This window comes from Vibrio pomeroyi (genome assembly GCA_041879425.1).
Taxonomy (GTDB): domain Bacteria; phylum Pseudomonadota; class Gammaproteobacteria; order Enterobacterales; family Vibrionaceae; genus Vibrio; species Vibrio pomeroyi_A.
Genome location: CP090855.1, coordinates 1,545,510 through 1,562,227, shown reverse-complemented (window position 1 = coordinate 1,562,227; position 16,718 = coordinate 1,545,510). Strand labels below are relative to the sequence as shown.

Below are 16,718 nucleotides of genomic sequence, written 5' to 3'. Positions count from 1 at the left end.
CAGAAACGTGATTACTCTATCAATAAAAAAATCGCATAGGCTTTCACCTATGCGATTTCATTAGTATTACTTCAATTTAATGGTCGAGACTCAACGAGTTAAAGAATGATCATCCCATCTTGATAAGTCAGTGCTGGCGACACGTCTTGACCAAGTAATACAGGACCATCGAGGTCGACGATTTCTGATTGCACAGCGATAGGCAGCGCTGCACGCATGGCCAGTGAAGTACCGAGCATACAGCCCGACATAAGGGTAAAACCAAGCCTTTTCGCTTCTTCGGCAAGTGCTAATGCTTCTGTCAAACCACCGGTTTTATCAAGCTTGATGTTGACCATTTCATACTTACCCAACAACGAAGACAGTTGAGAAGTGGTATGGCAGCTTTCATCAGCACACAGTGGGATAGGATGCTTGATGTGTGCCAACGAGGCATCATGCTGTTGTGGTAAAGGTTGCTCAATCATCGCGATATCAAACTCAGTCAGCTGATTGAACAGCTCTTCAAGGTTCAGCCCAGTCCACGCTTCATTGGCATCCAGTACAATTTTAACTTCGGGAGCTGCTTCTCGGACAGCGCGTACACGCTCTACCACTTGCTCACCATCAAGCTTCACTTTTAGAAGTTTCGCACCATTCGCCACATAATCACGAGCTTGTGTTGCCATCGCATCTGGTGTGCCAATCGAGACTGTCATTGCGGTAACAATCTGCTTAGGTAACTCGAACAAGCTATTCGGAAAGGTCTGCTCGTTCTGCTGCGCTTGATAATCCCAAAGCGCACAATCGATAGCATTACGCGCAGCGCCTCCAGTCAATGAAGACTGAAGATGATCTCGTAACTCTTCAGGATCGGTCATGCCACGCTCAAAGGCCGTTTCGAGAGAGCTCGAAGCTTGTTGAATTTGCGCCAACACAGACTCGGATGACTCACCATAACGCGGGTAAGGCGTGCACTCGCCTTGAGCTTGTTTACCATTATGCTCAATGTAAACGCGAACAACATGACACTCTGTTCGGCTGCCTCGGGAGATGCGAAAAGGCGTTTGCATCGCGATAGTAATAGGTTCTGCAGTAATCTTCATAATTTCACTCGGTTGATGTTCGCTTTAACAAATGGAAGCGTAGAAATGATGAAATCGTTAAAGTGAATGTCGCAAATGATCAGTAATGTGTTGTACACCAAATCGCACAGGATCCGTCACTGGCACTTGATAAAGTGTGGTCCATTCTTGGCACAATATCTCAGCCTCTTCAATGCTAATCGCCGATGTGTTCAGGCAGATACCCACTAGCTTCACATCTGGATTTGTTAATCGCGCGGCTTGTAAATTTGCATCAATCGTCTGTTCTATCGTTGGTAATTTGGCATGCGGAAGGTTACGAATATGTGCTCGCCCTACTTCATGACATAACACCAACGCGTCAGCTTGTGCGCCATGCAACAAACCCAAACTTACGCCAGCAAAAGACGGATTGAACAAAGAACCTTGCCCTTCAATGATGTCCCATTCGTGGTCGGTAAATTCAGGGCTGATCGCTTCAACCGCTCCCGAAATGAAATCCGCAACTACAGCATCAATCGAAATACCGCTGCCTTCAATCAAGATACCTGTCTGCCCTGTCGCTTTAAACTGAGCAGATGTTCCCGCTTCTTTAAGCGATTTTTCAATCGCCAACGCCGAAAACATCTTTCCTACCGAGCAATCGGTTCCGACCGTGAGCAGGCGTTTACCTTGACGAGGCTTGCCAGTACCAACGTTTAGGACACCATCAAAATGGCGTACATCATGAAGCTTAGTCAATCCTCGCTGCTGCATGTCAGCAAGCGGTGAAAATTCGTTCAAGCGCTGGTGCATGCCGGATGCAATCTCAAATCCCATTTCTGCAGCGGCTAATATCGTAGGTTGCCATGAGTCAGGAATAACGCCGCCTGGGTTTGCAGTGCCAATCACTAGCGTCTTCGAACCCTGTGCTTGTGCCTGTTGTAGGGTCATGTCGGTTAAGCCTAGTGAAACGGTATCGCTAGTTAAACGTAATTGCCCGAGACAGATTTCTGGTCGCCATTGGTGAATCCCGCGAGCGGTTTTTGCGGCCAGAGGGTCAGTAACATCCCCAAGAAAAAGAAGGTAAAGTTGAGCGATAGACATGAGCATTCCTAATTAATAAGTCCTTGTATGGATTTACTTTAATTAAGAAGCTGAGCACTGCCGAATGCCTATTTATCACGAGCCTATAACATGATGTTATAGGTAGCTGATGTTATGGGTAGCAATCGGAGACAGTAAACTTATGAGCGAACGGCTCTTAGCTAATAACATGAGTGCTGTAGTGCTGAAATGAACTGTTTAGCTGCAATCGACTGTGGCGTGTGTTCAGCGCATAAAGTCGATACTGAAAATGGAATAGCTGGCTGCAGTGGCAATACACAAACTGAATCGTCATTTTGGTATTGCTCTGCTGTCCACGGGTCAACAATCGCAAAACCTGCTTGGTGCTTAACCAGCTCCGCCGCAGCGCTGTATCCACGTACCGATATCGGATGATGATAATGCTCATCTCGCGCAATCAAGCTTTGATGGAGCAGTAAACCCAGTGGGTCACGACTATCAAGCCCAATGATTGGCAACGAATAATTTATCAGGTCATCAAGGATTAATTCTGTCGGTAACTGATCAACAGTGTGGGATGGAACCAGAACCTTGAGTGATTCGGTTAATAGCGTTTCAGACAATATTGCTGGCGGTGCCTCGTCTCCAAATGCGATAGCAATATCGAGCTCATGCTTCAATAAACCAGCACACAGTTCGTCGCGATTAGCAGTCAACAACTCAAAAGAGAGCTCTTGTTTATTGGAATATTGCTCACGAGACAATTGGGCGATCACTGGAGTCAGCAATTTGGTCGCTAGAATCGGCGGCGCACCAATACGTAAATGCTGATGCCCTTGCTTCACTTTGTTAGTCAAAGAACGAAATTGGTCCAATTGCTGATACACCTTCTCGGCTTCTGGTAGCAAGGTTTTCGCTTCAATCGTTGGCACCAGTCGTCCTTTGACACGCTCGAACAAACCAAATCCCAACTGCTGCTCGGTGTGCGCCAAAATGCGCGTCACATTAGGCTGGGACACATGTAAGCTACGTGCGGCTCCAGATACGGTTCCGGTCTGCATTATGGCGTAAAAGACTTCCAGTTGTCTTAGGTTCAAATTGATGTCCTTTGGTTCACCGAACAGGTTTAGTGCTTAGATTCCGTTGTATTAACTAAACTGTCTATCTATCAACTTAGTTGTCTACATGAATTTAGCTATCTACGTGAATTTATTTTAGTAACTCAGCTATCGTAGGTTGAAGCACCCCAGCCCAAGCTTGGTAAGCTTTAGCATTCAAGTGCAAGTCATCGCACGAGTACTCATTCGACAAAAGTTTGTTAGGTGACAATACTGAATTCACATCTAAGAACGCAATGCCTTGTTGAGAACAGTACTCGCTTATTTTGCTATTGAGCAGTTCTACCGAAGGGTTCAAGCTTTGCAGTTTAGCCCCTACATAAAGCGTTGATTGCACCAAGATTCGAATATCGTTTTCTTGCCACACCTTAAGCATATCAATGTAGTTCTGGTAGATATGCTCGACATCGTAACCTTGCGCTAAATCGTTTATCCCTGCCATAAAACACACCAGTTTTGGATTCACATTCAACGTGGTATCAATGCGGCGCAGCATGCCGGTTGTGGTATCCCCTGCTAGGCCGCGATTGACCATAGAGATATCACGGAAAATATCCGCCCACGGTGCCCATTCAGTGATCGAATCACCAAACATGACTAAGTCTGCATTCGGAGAAAAATGACGATGATTATCTGATGTCATGATGTAACGGCTCATGCTATGGCCTCGTTGCTGGATCTCAGACTGAAGAGCAACCGCCTTGAGGATTTCACTGTCCGATGTGGAGCTGTCGAACTGAGCCAGTAACCCTTCGATGTGAGGCTTAAAAGGACTGAGACGAGTGCTCAGTTGATGGTGTTCTTTAAGGGAAGATAACCTCTCTAACAATACGTACAGAGAGCTGTTTTGACCAACTTCTTGGAATAACTGATATAGATCGAGGACAGGCTGTTGTTGTAGCGCAGCAAGTAATTGCTTGTCTTCCATAGTGTTATCTAACCCTTCAATTATCTGGTGATGAACTCAAGATAATATCCGATCGCGTACGGGATAGATAACATTAGAAGCAGAGATTTACTTTTCTTTGATCAGCAGATGATTACGGTTATCACGGCTTTTCTTAATAAGCTCGTTGCTCTCATCCATTTCATCAGATTTAGCAAGACGATCGTAAAGTAGCACATTCACGGTTGCAGCCAAGTTCATGCAACCTACCGTTGGAACGTACACAACGTGATCAGCTCTATCGGCAACGTCTTGAGAAATAGAACCATCTTCCGGACCAAAGATATAGATAGCGTTTTCTGGGTGTTTAAAACGCGGCAGTGGCGTAGCACCTTCTGCGAGTTCTACACAAACGATCTTAGTTTCTGAATCAAGATTGTCTAAAAACGACTCGACACCGGTCAGCGGGATGGTACGTGCAACACTCTTTGTATCGGTGTGAAATTTCGCGGCTTTTTCGTAGCGTTGCCCTGTGTATTTAACTTCGTCGACTTGGTAACAACCAGCCGCACGCATAACAGCACCAACGTTTGTCGGGCTCTTTGGGTTAGTTAAACCAATAGTCACATGGCTTTTGTTCATGAATCTTTCTCACTTAACGAATAGACATAGCAGGGTGCTACAAAGCGTCGCATTCTAACAAAGCAGCGTCGAATTCAAAAGCATCGATACACACTCACTTTTTCGCGCTTAAGCCTCTAGTTGCAAGGCTTCTCACCCAAAAAATCTAACCGCCATCATATTTATAAAACAAAAACACTCTAGGGTAACAATTAAACAACAAGCCCATTTACATTTTGAAACCACATTAATAATGTGTTGAAAATTGCATGAGACAATCACACAGGAAGCGTGACATGACCCTAACCATCAAAAACCGCCTTTATATTCTCTCTTTCATTCCACTGCTACTGATGGCAATTGGGATGATGAGCGTGACGTATATGAAGAGCACCGAGCTAACCGCACAACAAGTAGAATCGACGCGTAGCAATATGATGGCGATGAAAGAAAAGGAACTTAAAGCGTATCTGCAAATGGCTCAATCTTCTATCAGCCCGTTCTTGGACAGAGGTGCAACATTAGAAGAAGCCTTACCGACATTAAGAACACTCGAGTATGGTGAATCTGGCTACATCTTTGGCTACGACTCTAAAGGCATTCGAGTAGTGGTTGGGCAAAACAACGATGGTATTGGTAAAAATTACTATGACCTGCAAGACAAAAAAGGTAATTACCTGATTCGTGACCTAATCAAGAACTCAAAGCTTGGCGAATTCACCACTTACTACTTTCCAAAACTTGGTCAATCTGAAGCCTTACCAAAACTCAGCTACTCGATATTCATCCCACAATGGGATTTGATGCTGGGTACCGGTTTTTATACTGACGACATTGATGCGGTCATCGCAGAGATGAAAGAGAGTTCGAATGCTGCGCTGCAAAGCTCACTGACTGCCATCGCTATTTTCTGTGGCTTAATCGCTCTTGTGGTTGCCGTGTTTGCAGTCGCAGTGAACCGCACAATTATGAAGCCACTTGAGCAGTTTGACCGTTCAATCAGCGCGTTTGCGAGTGGTGAAGCCGATTTAACCGCTCGAATGGAAACCTTCAAAGCACCCGAATTCACTAAGCTGAGCGAGAACTTCAATGCCTTTGTAGCAAGCCTGCAAACCATCATTCGCAGCGTCAGCGATGTGGGTCAGCAAGTCGTAGCCGAAACGTCTAGCATGTCTTCTCGCGCAGCTCAGGTGGACGAAATTGCCACAGGCCAACGTGAAGAAACTGAACAAGTTGCAACAGCGATGACTGAGATGACCACAACCGCGCAAGAAATCTCGAGCAACGCAAGCCAAGCGGCGGATTCAGCCAAGCTTGCAGAAGGTAACGCGAAAGAAGCGCAGCAAATCGTAAACGCAGCTGCGGATTCTGTTGCAGGCCTTGCTAGCGAAGTGTCAGAAGCCAACACTGTGGTATCACGTTTAGAAGGCGATGTGCAGAACATCTCCTCTTCGTTGGCGGTGATTCAAGACATTGCAGAGCAAACTAACCTGCTTGCATTGAATGCCGCAATTGAGGCTGCTCGTGCAGGTGAACAAGGTCGTGGTTTTGCAGTAGTAGCAGACGAAGTTCGTAAGCTGGCAAGCCGAACTCAAGAGAGCACCGGCGATATTCACAAGATGATTGAGCAGCTAAAAGCCGCGTCAGACGCCGCGGTAAAAGCAATGGATTCAAGCCAAAACCGCAGTGCTCAAACGGTTGAAGAAGCAAACGCTGCTGCCGCTGCACTGGCGAAGATCCAAGAGTCGATCGATACCATCATGGACATGAACTCGCTTATTGCTACGGCAACAGAACAGCAGAATATTGTCGGCCAAGAGATATCTCAACGTATCGTCGTGATATCCGATCAAAGCTCGCAATCAGCCGCACTAGCAAACCAAAATCGTACTGGTAGCCAAAACCTAAACAGCCGTGCGAATGAGCTTTACCACTTGGTGGATCGTTTCACGGTATAGAACTATTTTTATCTCGTCACGGACAAGTAAACGACTCGGAATTTAATATAGCTCGGGCTTCAGAACCTTCATTCTGAAGCCCGATTTTTTTCTTGAGATGATTTGGCAAATGAGGAGCAACGTCGTTTAAGCCAAAGCTTCAACGCCATTTTTTATGCAATCTTGAGTTAAAGGACAATATTGGCACTTCGGTTTGGGGTTACAGAACTGCTGTCCATGATCGACTAGCAAGCCATGATAGTGACCGTACCTTTTTGTATCCAAAGGGATTGTACTTTCCATTAAGGCTCGGAACTTCTCATACGATTTAGGCACATCGAGTCCGTTGCGAGTGAAGATCCTTCTGGCGTACGCATCAATCACAAAAGACGGCTTACCTATCGCATAAACCAAAATCGCATCAGCCGTTTCGCCACCAATTCCTTTAACTTCTAATAACTCTTTTCGAAGCTGATCTTTGTCCTGCTTGCGAACCACCGACATATCGTATTGGTACTTCCAAAACCATTCGGTCACAGCCTTTAATTTAATGGCTTTTTGATTGTAATAACCACTGGATCGAATCTTTTGGGCAAGCTCATCAAGGTCCATTTCAGCAACCGACCTTGGGTTGCATTGCTCACCTAAGTTAATAAGTGCTTTCTCTGCGTTCTTCCAGTTGGTGTTTTGGACCAAAATAGCGCCTAAAACGATCTCGTAAGGATCATTCCTTTGCCACCAATCAAAATAGCCGTAATGCTGTTCGAGTGTATCGAACACGCTGAGTATCAACTCGCTTTGACTTGCTGAATGACGCTCAATTTCGGTCATAGAATTAATCCAATTGCTCAGAAAGGAAATCGACGAGCAAACGAACCTTTGAAGACAGGTTGCGGTTCTGCGGGTAGAGCGCCCAGATCCCCTCCTTATCATCTCGATAGTCGGATAACACTTCGACCAACTCACCAGAGTCAAGATCTTCACTCACGTAGTATTCTGGAAGTTGCACCAAGCCGATGCTCTGCTTAGCCGCATCCAATAAAGCTAAACCACTATTACACTTGATTCGCCCATTAACACGAACCGAACGAGGGCGACCGTTTTCTTTAAAACGCCAGTGCTCAAAGCCACCGACTAGGCATTGGTGATGGCTTAACTCAGAAAGCGTATGCGGCTCGCCATAACTCTCAATATATTCAGGGCTTGCACACACGTAGAGTTGTCGTTGGGAGAGCTTCTTTGCCACAAGGCTTGAATCTTCTAAGCGACCAAGACGAATCGCCACATCAACGCCAGAATCGATAAGGTCGAGCTTTTGGTTGGTCAGCATTAGCTCTAGCTCGACTTGCGGGTGAAGCTTTAAGAATTGGTGAAGTATCGGGGCGAGTTGGCGTTCACCATAGGTCACGGGCGCAGTCACCTTCAATAAACCTTTTGGTGTGGATTGCATCTGCGTTACGGCTAATTCCGCAATCTCTAAACCCTCGACCAACAACTTACATTGCTGATAATAGAGCTGCCCAGCTTCGGTGAGAGACACCTTACGAGTCGTTCGATTAAGTAGTTTTACCGCGAGGCGCTCTTCAAGGTTAGCCACTCGACGACTGATTTGAGCCACTGACGTAGCAAGCTTCTGCGCCGCACCAGTAAAGCTCTCACGCTCTGCTACTGCAACAAACTCACTTACCCCTTCCCAATTGGCCATGCCTTTACCTTATATTGAATGATGGTTACCCATACAGTGTATTGAAGTTACAAATTGCTGTCACCTTGCTTGATATGCTTTGCGCATAAATCTTCGCCACCTACAATCGTTCAAAATCATTCCAACCAACTGCTGACATTTCTCATTATTCCTTACCGAACACTAACAAAATCGTCGTCTCCCCTGACACTCCTCCTACCACTTCATTGATATGTTGGTTCTGTACCGGAACACAGGTACTTCAACACAGTAAGGTACTCCTATGAAAAAATTAATCATACTTGCATCAACTCTTGTACTTAGCACAACAGCGTTCGCAGCAACCAAAACAACGATTCAAGAAACAACGCTAAAATCTGATACATTTGTTACTGAAGCGGAAGCATACGATGCAGGAACTAACCTTATGGATGAGTTAAGCGCAAAGACACCTTTTGAGCTTTCTAGAGAACTGCCACAGTTCCAACAAACCACAAAATACGATTCGTTCAAGATTGATGACGCGAACATGGAAGTGAAAAAAATCACTAACATGAACGGCGATGTTCATTACCAAGCGAACGTAAAAGTTGACTACCGTTACACATACAAAGACGGTCGCAGCAGCTAACACTGAATGATTGATTCGGTCCAAAAGCCGATCACACGTTTAAAAAGAAAGCCCGCACTCATAGAGTACGGGCTTTTTTCGTTAAGCGCTGATTAATGGAACCCAAACGAGCAACCATTATTAGCTCATGTTCGTCAGTCTACTTTTGAAAATTAAACTTCAAACTGAGAAACTAGGCTATCAAGCGCTTCACACTGCTCTGCCAATGTCATACATGCGTTCTCCGCGCTGCTTGCCATCTCAACCATTTGCATGGTGCTTTCTGCGATGCGTTGAACATTCTTGTTCACTTCTTCAGATACTTGAGATTGCTGAGAAGCTGCCGTGGCGATTTGTGTGTTCATGTCGTTCATCTTACCGATCGAATTACGAATCTCACCCAAAGATGACGCTGCTGTACCCGCTTGAACAATGGTTTTCTCGCCGCTGGCTTTACTCTCGTTCATCACACCAACTGCATGTTTTGCGCCTACTTCCAAGCGCTCAATCATAGATTGGATTTCGCCCGTGCTGTCTTGAGTTTTACTCGCCAAAGCGCGAACTTCATCCGCAACCACAGCAAAGCCACGCCCTTGTTCACCCGCACGTGCCGCTTCGATTGCTGCGTTTAGTGCCAGTAGGTTTGTTTGCTCAGCAATGCCTTTGATCACGCCAAGAATAGACGCGATGTTCTTCACATCGGTATCCAGTTCTTGAACCACTCCGCCCGCGTTCTCGATATCTTGCGCAAGGCGTTCAATCGATGTCACGGTTAAGCCGAGTGTAGTATCTGCCGATTCCACTTCATGGTTCGCCACATTACTTGCCGTTGCCGCGTCTAATGCGTTACCACTCACCACTTCACTGGTTGCTTGCATTTCATGAACGGCAGCCGCGACCACTTCACTTTCTCGCTGTTGATTCGACGAGAATTCAGCAACACTTTGCGTTAGTGATTTGATGTTTTCCATTTCTGAGCGAACGGCATTCGATGTGAAGATCACTTGCTCTACAGTGACATGAATCTTGCCAACAAACTGGTTAAAGGCAGAGCTTAAACGAGCGATCTCGTCATTACCTTCGACCTTCATTCGTTGAGACAGATTACCGTCACCCGAAGCGATTTCATTCATCGCTTTTTCAACGTTCTGAATGGGTTGAATAATGAAACGGTTCGACAACCACATCGCGAAAATTGCAGCAAATACAGCGACAGCCATACCCACTTCGATGATCAACTTACTTGATTCGATAGAGTCATCGGCTTGCTGACGAAGCTCTTTCTGCTTTAGTTCAATCAGCGTTCTGATATCACGCAGTTGCTTACGAATAATCGCAAATTCAGCGTCTAACGCTGGCGAGTAATCAATGTTGTATTGGTGCGCGTTCGCAGGGTCTGCAAACATAGGCTCGTGCAGCGAAACCCACTTACTCATCGCGTTAACCAGCTTTGATAGCTCACCACGAGAAGAAGGATCCAACACACCTGCTCTGTAAAGCGTTTCAACGCTCTCAAAACGAGGAACCGCTTTATAAGCGTTGTCTTTAAATTCGAACTTTTGGTATTCAATCGCTGCCTGATCTTGAGCAAGTAGCAGACCTTGTGCCGAAGCGATGATTTGGTAGATATCGCGGTAGCCGTCTTCTAGGTTATCTAGAACCGGTTGAACCACATTATTGAGCTCGTTATTAATCGCAGCTTGAGCATTTGATCTGATAACGTTGAGCACGGTAACGGTAGAAAAAACAATCACGATCACCAACAGCGGGATCGCGATTTTACTCTTAATCGAAAGATTATTGATATTCATTGGGATTAATAACCACACTTCAAATAGGGATGCGCGCGCAATATACAGCACACATATGAAATCCCGCTAAGCTTTTGTGAGCTTCATCTCATAGCAAACGATACCGTAAATTCGTGTGTTGTTTTTTCAATCAAAGGTTAACTTTCGGCGACTAAAATACTCTCTGATTTAGACTTATTTGCCGCTGATACGCGCAAATACTGGAGAAGTGTTAGAAATAACACCATAATGTAGGGCTCTAAAATAAGTAGGTAAGAACATGAAAATTTGTGGTGTTGAAATCAAAGGTAACGATGCAGTCATCTGTCTTCTTTCTCTGTCAGACGGCGTATTTAACATTCCTGATTGCCGAGTTTCTAAGGTTGCGATTAGCGACGCAAACGACACACAGAATATGAAAGACTTTCAATTCTCTTTTGCAAAGTTAATGGAAGATTACCAAGTAGAAAAAGTTGTAATTCGCCAACGCCAAACTAAAGGCAAATTTGCTGGCGGTGGCTTCGGTTTCAAACTAGAAGCTGCAATTCAGCTTATCGACGGCCTAGACGTAACCGTTGTGTCTCCAGCTGAAATCAAAGAAAGCCTTAAGCGCAACCCTCTTATGATGAAGTTCAAAGAGACTGGCCTTAAGCAATACCAAGAAGCACCGTTTACAACGGCTTACGCTTGTTTGATGAAGCGCTAATCATCAATCGCTAGCGAAAAATTGAGTAAAAAAAGAGCCTGCATTGTCAGGCTCTTTTTTGTTTTAACGATTCAAAGCCGCTTGTCTCCGCAACTTCACCAACTCAGGCTTCTTCACCACCAGATAAACCGCATCGGCAGACAAGGCGAAGCCCATTGCACCATAGATATCGAATGATTCACCGAAGATCAGCCACGCTTGAATTGCGGTTGTCGGCGGAACGAGATAGAACACCGATGCAACACTTGAAGATGCTCCGTGTTCCACCATGTAAAGCAACAACAGTATTGCGACACAAGATAAAACGACCACCAGCCAAATCAGCGTCAACGTAAATTCTACTGTCCAATTCACTTGCATGGTTTCGTAGCGCATCGCAAACGGCAGGAACAACGCTGCAGAAGCCAAGTATTGCACCATCGCACCGCCCACCATATCAGTCCCTTTACAAAAACGCTTCTGGTACAAAGTGCCGCAGGTAATACCGACCAGCGAGACTAAACATAACAATGTCGCCAGACCTTTTTGGTCATCCGATTGCCATTCAATATTACCCATTAACACTAAGCTAATACCCGCAAAACCAAGCGCTAAACCAAGCCATTGCGCAAAATTAAAACGCTGCGAGGTACAGCTGACCATGATCAGCGCGGTAAGTATCGGTTGAAGACCTACCAATAAAGAACTCAACCCTGCAGGCATCCCCATATCAATCGCCAGATATGTACCACCTAGGTAAAAACCGTGAATCAATATCCCAACCACACACGCATGGAAGAATGCTCGGCCACGAGGGATACGGCGCTTAAGGATTGCAATCAAAACCAAGAACAGCGCCACGTTGGCTACCATCCTAAGTGAAAGTAACGTCGCGGGTTCGGCGTATTCCACACCAAGACGTGCGCCAACAAAGCCTGACGACCACAATATTACAAACACGAACGGAATCATTTTAATCAGCATTACAAACCTCTGGTCAACTCTTCATCAATACTGTTACCTTAGTTGGGTACAGATAACTAATAAAGATACAGATATAACACTTTAAATGGTTACAGATTGAGAGTGAGCAACGAGGGAGAACAACGTGGAAGCAGAAGTCAGCGGCAATAAATATCTCGCTACCGAACAACATATTAAGGCTCAAATCGATAAAGGGCTCTTTCACCCAGACGATCGACTCCCCTCGATCCGCCAGTTAAGTGAACAATTAGGTGTCAGCAAAAACACCGTGATTCGAGCCTATCAAGAATTGGAGGCTACGGGTTGGGTTTACTCGGTTCCCAAGTCCGGTTATCGCGTTAAAGCACCGAACACCACAAGCTGGGATGCGCCCAGCCAACCACAAAAAGTTGACCTGTTGTCTGTCACCAAATCGGTACTCTCTCGTCCAAAAGGTCGTATGAAGCTATTGGCTGGATCAGCTCATCCAAATATCAACAATCCCGCTATCCGGAGCTTGTACGCCGAGATCGGTCGCCACAGTCGTTTGCAAACTCAGCTTCCTGGTTATTACCAATTGCCCCCAGGTGACGAGCAATTAGTAAAACAATTGTTAAAGATCACCCATGATCTGGGCGTACACGCAGGATCGAAAGAGATTGCGATTACTCACGGGGCACAACAGGCGATCAGCTTAGCGTTACGAGCATTAACCAAGCCGGGTGACATCGTGGCAGTAGAGTCACCGTGTTACTTTGGCAACTTACTGTTACTTGAGTCGCTTGGTTTACAAGCCCTTGAAATACCAAGCAGTGTTAGCCACGGAATAGATATTCCTTCACTACAAAACGCTCTAGATAAATGGGAAGTGAAAACGCTGCTTCTGACACCAAACTTTACCAATCCGACAGGCTCAAGAATGCCTCTGGCTAATCGAAAAGCGTTATTGGAGATAACCGGATCTTTGCCGATTATCGAGGATGATGTGTTCGGTAGCCTAGCGTTTGATGCGCCGATAGCTAGCCTAAAAGAACTGGATGACCAAGACCGAGTCATCTACGTGAACTCACTATCCAAAACTTTGGACTCTCGCCTTCGTGTCGGTTGGCTGCTTTCAGGGCGTTATCAGCCCTTAATTGAGAAGTATCTGTTATGCGATAACATGGGCAGCTCGAACCTCATGCAATCAGCAGTCGGCCAATTTCTCACAACGGGCAAATACCGCAGCCATTTATCCAAAATGAAACGACTCTATCAAACCAATCAAAAACAGTTCCAAAACCTATTAATACAAGCATTAGATAGTTACCCACATCTTGTCGGACGCTACCACCTATCAAAGCCGGAAGGCTCATTTCTCAACTGGATAACACTGCCAGAATCGGTCGACAGCTACGCCGTCTATCAGGATTGCTTGAAACATAAACTAGGCATCTTACCCGGCACCGTTTTTGGCACACACGACCAATACAAACACTGCCTGCGCTTCACTGTCGCCAACATCGAAGAGAGCAAAGATTGGAAAGAAGGGATCGTGACGTTGGCTAAGTTGATAGCTAAGCATGCACATTAGATATTCCAATATTCGACTAATATTCTCAGCCCAGAGTTAATAGCTTTGACCTTAATAACATATTAAACATTAGAGATTCGCTACACTCGCAGCCTTTCTATGCTTGGCAGAATTAAAACGTGGCAACAATAAAAGATGTAGCAGCACTTGCAGGGGTTTCAACAGCAACGGTTTCTCGTGTATTAAACCGTACCTGCTATGTTGAACCCATAACGCTAGAACGTGTAGAACGAGCAGTAAAAGAGCTTAATTACCACAAAGACGCGCGAGCAACCGCCTTGGCAAGTAGAAGCAGCAACACACTTGGGTTGCTAACGGGTAACCTTGCGGATCCATTTTTTGCCTTAGTCGCAAAAAGTGTTGAGGAAGTGGCGAGAACCAACGGGTATCAATTGGTCGTGGTAAGTGGCGAACACAATGCTCAGCGAGAAAAAGAAGGCCTCGACTTTCTGATCAGTCAAGGCTGTGAAGCGATGGTCATCCATTCAAAGATGCTTGAGGACGCTACATTACTGCGTTACTCGGCTCAATTACCTGCAATGGTTTTACTCAACCGTACGATCGCTCAAATATCGAATCGCTCGGTTTGGGTAGATAATCAACTTGGGGCTCAAGTATCGGTACAGCACCTCATCGAATTAGGCCATCGAAAAATTGCCTATGTCTCGAGCGACCTTCCAATCCAAGACAGAACAGACCGTTTACAAGGCTACCGAGAAGCCATGAAAGCGGCCAATATCGAAATACAACCTAATTGGATCATCAACCAAAACTTTAGTGAATCAGGTGGTGAAGCTGCAGGTGACATCTTGGTAAGCCAATGCCCAGAGGTCACAGCCGCAGTCACCTTTAATGATGTTATGGCAGCGGGATTAATGACGAGCTTACAAGATCAAGGTATCTCAGTTCCCAACGATATTTCAGTCATCGGCTTTGATGACGTTTTGCTCGCTCGCTACCTTTACCCTCGGCTAACCACCATGCACAACCCTATCGACGAGATGTCGACTTACGCGGCTAACCTTGCAATTAAACTTAAAGCAGCAGGATACGCACCTCCCAAGCAACATAGATTCGAAGCGACACTGGTTGAAAGACAAACAGTTAAGCCAATCAAGCACTAAAATGAGACAAAATGTGACCAAAATCTCATGTACACACCTCATGTAACCGCTTACATGAAAACAGCATTGAAGTCGCACTTTCGATTTCATAGCAGGCTTATTATCCATTCCGAACAAACCCTACATTCACCTGAGGACAACAAATATGAATAACTCAAAGCCTCTACCATCGTTCGGATTAGCATTAGCGCCTATAGCCGTTATGTTTGCGCTGCTTGCTATTGGATACGGTGTTTTAGGACTTCGCATTGAAGTTCTACTTCTGATTTCTGCTACTTTCACGGCATGTATTGCTTGGAAGATGGGCTACAACTGGGATGACATCATCAACGCGATTGTTGAGAAACTCGCAAAAGCGATGCCTGTTATCTTGATCTTGGTTTCAGTGGGCGGCCTTATCGCGAGCTGGATGATCAGTGGCACCATCCCTTACATGGTTTACTGGGGACTTAAAGTCATCAGTGCTGAATACATACTCATTGCTGCCTTTTTTGTTACTTCTGTTGTCTCTGTATGTACTGGTACTTCTTGGGGATCTGCGGGTACTGTAGGTGTTGCACTGATGGGTGTTGCGGCAGGTTTAGATGTATCATTGGCTGCTGCTGCCGGCGCCGTTGTTTCTGGTGCATATTTTGGCGATAAGATATCGCCTCTTTCAGACTCAACGAACTTTGCACCTGTCGTTTCAGGTACAACCTTATACGAACACATTCAACACATGCTTTACACAACGCTACCAGGCTTTGTGATTGCTTCTGTTGTCTTTTTCTTCGCAGGCCAAAGTGCCGATATCAGCACAGTTGGCGAGCCAGAAAAAGTGACTCAAATCCTTGCTGGGTTAGATAGCCTTTATAATTTCAATATTCTTCTGATTATTCCGCCAGTGATGATTCTTTGGGGTGCATTAACCAAAAAGCCTGTTCTGCCGCTGATGTTAGGTGCGTCTGCCCTTGCGGTCGTATTAGGTATGGTTCTACAAGGTTTCTCTCTACAGCAAGGTTTCCAAGCTTATGTCGACGGCTTTAATGTCGCTCTGTTTGAAGCGAAAGGTACTGCGATTGATGGCCTGATTCCTGATGTGTCTAAGCTGCTAAACCGTGGTGGTTTGTTCTCAATGATGAGCACTATCCTACTGGTTTTCTGTGCGTTCTCTTTTGCAGGTATTTTAAGCTTAACCGGAGCACTGAATGTGGTGTTAGGTCGTTTCTTGCATATGATTCACTCAACAGGACAACTTATCGCATCAACAGTGATCGCGACCATTACTGTGGTTTTCACGACATCAGATGGCAAACTAGCCCTTCTTATCCCAGGTGAGTTGTTCCAAAACGCTTACCGTAAAATGGGATTAGATACCAAAAACCTATCCAGAACCATCGAAGACGCAGGCACAATTATTGAGCCACTGGTTCCTTGGACAGCTGCGGGTATTTACATGGCAAGCACACTCGGTGTAGCAACGTTAGACTACCTACCTTGGGCTATCCAATGTTACACCGGTGTCGTTTTCGCTTTGATTTATGGCTTCACTGGGTTTGGTATTACACGCGCAAAACCTGAACAATCAGAAGGCTCCATAGAAACTTCTCTAGCTCACAGCACTAAGTAAGGCTCAC

15 protein-coding genes are annotated in these 16,718 nt (G+C 45.5%); 6 read left to right on the top strand and 9 right to left on the bottom strand.

Annotated features, from left to right (window positions below; all coding sequences use genetic code 11):
• Positions 1–98: 98 nt before the first annotated feature.
• The 5 genes from ycjG to L0992_22765 all read right to left on the bottom strand — a co-directional run bounded on the left by ycjG (position 99) and on the right by L0992_22765 (position 4,757).
• Positions 99–1,085, bottom strand: a complete 987-nt coding sequence (ycjG, locus tag L0992_22785) for an L-Ala-D/L-Glu epimerase (protein ID XGB69218.1) — start codon at positions 1,083–1,085, stop codon at positions 99–101.
• 57 nt (positions 1,086–1,142) lie between these two features.
• Positions 1,143–2,150, bottom strand: a complete 1,008-nt coding sequence (locus L0992_22780; GenBank protein XGB69217.1) for a DUF1611 domain-containing protein — start codon at positions 2,148–2,150, stop codon at positions 1,143–1,145.
• A gap of 161 nt (positions 2,151–2,311) precedes the next feature.
• Complete coding sequence (locus L0992_22775) at positions 2,312–3,208, bottom strand: LysR family transcriptional regulator (protein ID XGB69216.1); 897 nt, start codon at positions 3,206–3,208, stop codon at positions 2,312–2,314.
• A gap of 112 nt (positions 3,209–3,320) precedes the next feature.
• Positions 3,321–4,157: a GDSL-type esterase/lipase family protein gene (locus L0992_22770; protein XGB69215.1), complete on the bottom strand. Its 837-nt coding sequence runs from the start codon at positions 4,155–4,157 to the stop codon at positions 3,321–3,323.
• Between the two features lie 87 nt (positions 4,158–4,244).
• Positions 4,245–4,757 carry an RNA methyltransferase gene (locus L0992_22765; GenBank protein ID XGB69214.1) on the bottom strand — a complete coding sequence of 171 codons (513 nt, stop codon included), beginning with the start codon at positions 4,755–4,757 and terminating at the stop codon, positions 4,245–4,247.
• A 275-nt stretch (positions 4,758–5,032) separates the two neighbouring features.
• Here L0992_22765 and L0992_22760 point away from each other — a divergent pair, with 275 nt between their 5' ends.
• Complete coding sequence (locus L0992_22760) at positions 5,033–6,694, top strand: methyl-accepting chemotaxis protein (protein XGB69213.1); 1,662 nt, start codon at positions 5,033–5,035, stop codon at positions 6,692–6,694.
• Positions 6,695–6,820: 126 nt separating this feature from the next.
• Here the strand turns inward: L0992_22760 and L0992_22755 are convergent, their stop codons facing one another.
• Positions 6,821–7,504, bottom strand: a complete 684-nt coding sequence (locus L0992_22755; protein XGB69212.1) for an endonuclease — start codon at positions 7,502–7,504, stop codon at positions 6,821–6,823.
• A 4-nt stretch (positions 7,505–7,508) separates the two neighbouring features.
• Entirely contained in the window at positions 7,509–8,378 is an 870-nt protein-coding gene (locus L0992_22750; GenBank protein XGB69211.1) for a LysR family transcriptional regulator, read from the bottom strand.
• A 262-nt stretch (positions 8,379–8,640) separates the two neighbouring features.
• On the opposite strand from L0992_22750, the gene L0992_22745 reads away from it, so the two are divergent.
• Positions 8,641–8,988: a DUF3316 domain-containing protein gene (locus tag L0992_22745; protein XGB69210.1), complete on the top strand. Its 348-nt coding sequence runs from the start codon at positions 8,641–8,643 to the stop codon at positions 8,986–8,988.
• Between the two features lie 152 nt (positions 8,989–9,140).
• Here the strand turns inward: L0992_22745 and L0992_22740 are convergent, their stop codons facing one another.
• Positions 9,141–10,778: a methyl-accepting chemotaxis protein gene (locus L0992_22740; protein ID XGB69209.1), complete on the bottom strand. Its 1,638-nt coding sequence runs from the start codon at positions 10,776–10,778 to the stop codon at positions 9,141–9,143.
• Positions 10,779–11,037: 259 nt separating this feature from the next.
• On the opposite strand from L0992_22740, the gene L0992_22735 reads away from it, so the two are divergent.
• On the top strand, positions 11,038–11,463 hold the full coding sequence (locus tag L0992_22735) for a DUF3010 family protein (protein XGB69208.1): 426 nt from the start codon (positions 11,038–11,040) through the stop codon (positions 11,461–11,463).
• 63 nt (positions 11,464–11,526) lie between these two features.
• Here the strand turns inward: L0992_22735 and L0992_22730 are convergent, their stop codons facing one another.
• Positions 11,527–12,426: a DMT family transporter gene (locus L0992_22730; protein ID XGB69207.1), complete on the bottom strand. Its 900-nt coding sequence runs from the start codon at positions 12,424–12,426 to the stop codon at positions 11,527–11,529.
• 124 nt (positions 12,427–12,550) lie between these two features.
• Between L0992_22730 and L0992_22725 the strand changes: the two genes are divergently transcribed.
• The 3 genes from L0992_22725 to nhaC all read left to right on the top strand — a co-directional run bounded on the left by L0992_22725 (position 12,551) and on the right by nhaC (position 16,711).
• Positions 12,551–13,978, top strand: a complete 1,428-nt coding sequence (locus tag L0992_22725) for a PLP-dependent aminotransferase family protein (GenBank protein XGB69206.1) — start codon at positions 12,551–12,553, stop codon at positions 13,976–13,978.
• 119 nt (positions 13,979–14,097) lie between these two features.
• Complete coding sequence (locus L0992_22720) at positions 14,098–15,102, top strand: LacI family DNA-binding transcriptional regulator (GenBank protein XGB69205.1); 1,005 nt, start codon at positions 14,098–14,100, stop codon at positions 15,100–15,102.
• Positions 15,103–15,247: 145 nt separating this feature from the next.
• A complete protein-coding gene (nhaC, locus tag L0992_22715) occupies positions 15,248–16,711 on the top strand; it encodes a Na+/H+ antiporter NhaC (protein ID XGB69204.1) in 1,464 nt (487 codons plus the stop codon).
• The last annotated feature ends 7 nt before the right edge of the window (positions 16,712–16,718 follow it).